The organism is Actinomadura sediminis, assembly GCF_042675525.1.
In the GTDB taxonomy this organism is placed as follows: Bacteria; Actinomycetota; Actinomycetes; order Streptosporangiales; family Streptosporangiaceae; genus Spirillospora; species Spirillospora sediminis.
In genome coordinates this window covers 1-703 of sequence record NZ_JBHTJA010000260.1, presented here as the reverse complement: position 1 = coordinate 703, position 703 = coordinate 1, and the positions used below count along the sequence as shown (strand labels likewise).

Annotated in this window: 2 pseudogenes; both read right to left on the bottom strand. The window is 72.5% G+C overall.

The annotated features are described in order from the left end of the window. Positions 1-312: pseudogene (locus tag ACFQ11_RS37890) on the bottom strand (NADH-quinone oxidoreductase subunit N); the annotation flags it as partial. Then, positions 309-703: pseudogene (locus tag ACFQ11_RS37885) on the bottom strand (NADH-quinone oxidoreductase subunit M); the annotation flags it as partial. The pseudogenes ACFQ11_RS37890 and ACFQ11_RS37885, both read right to left, overlap by 4 nt.

Sequence of the window (703 nt, the reverse complement as noted above, 5' to 3'; positions counted from 1 at the left end):
GAACTCGCTCTCCCTGCGGTGGCCGCGCATCGGGCCAACCGCGAGGGCGAGCACCAGCAGCGCCGACGCGAGCACGACGATCCGCGTCACGTGCGTGACGGGGTCGAGCATGAACGCGCCGAACGTCATCGTGTCCGGCCGCGCGGCGGCGCCCACCGCCGCCACGAGCCCGGCGGCGAGCGCGGACGCGCACAGGACCGCGACGATCCACTGCCGGGCCCGCGGCAGGAACGACCCGGTCAGCAGGCCGATCACGACACCGGAGAGCAGGCACAGCTCCGGCAGGAGGTCCGCCGGGTTCTCCCTCATCATCGCGCCACCAGGGAGACCACGACGGCTGAGAACGGTTCGATGACGTCCAGCAGGAACCGGGGCGCCACGCCGATGAGCACCGACAGCGCCAGCAGCGGCGCGACCGCGGCGATCTCGCTTCGGCGGGCGTCGACGACCTGTGCGGTGAGCTCACCGGGTCCACCGAGGACGGTTCGGTGCAGCAGGCGCAGGAACAGCGCCGCCGTGATGAGGATGCCGAGGATCGCCAGGGCGCCGACCACGACGATCGCGGTGCCGCCGCTGCCGATGACCCCGGTGAAGATCTGGAACTCCGCGATGAAACCCGAGAGGCCGGGCAGTCCGAGGGAGGCGAACGCGCCGAGGGCCACGAGTCCGGAGAAGATCGGGGCCACCGCGGCGGTGCCGCCGA